The 213-nt window shown below is 51.2% G+C and carries 1 protein-coding gene; it reads left to right on the forward strand.

Annotation, left to right across the window (positions count from 1 at the left end):
* Nucleotides 1-186 (forward strand): hypothetical protein (locus HB677_RS18210; protein ID WP_213817158.1); only part of this gene is annotated, 186 nt, incomplete at its 5' end.
* Nucleotides 187-213: the final 27 nt, after the last annotated feature.

The raw sequence follows: 213 nt of genomic DNA on the forward strand, positions 1-213 counted from the left end.
AATCCAGAACCACATAACAACCGGCGCACCCGAAACGAGCACACCAATCCCACGCTGAACCTTCACGAAATGGATTTTTCATCCTACGCCAGCCCCAAAACCACTACAAGAATGATTCGAAACCAACTGGATTTAGTCCCGCTTGAGGCCGGAAAGCACATCGGCTTTTCCGCACCTGTGGGGTGACAAGAGATGACATTACGCGGGAAACAC

Source organism: Glaciihabitans sp. dw_435 (assembly GCF_018449675.1).
In the GTDB taxonomy this organism is placed as follows: Bacteria; Actinomycetota; Actinomycetes; order Actinomycetales; family Microbacteriaceae; genus Glaciihabitans.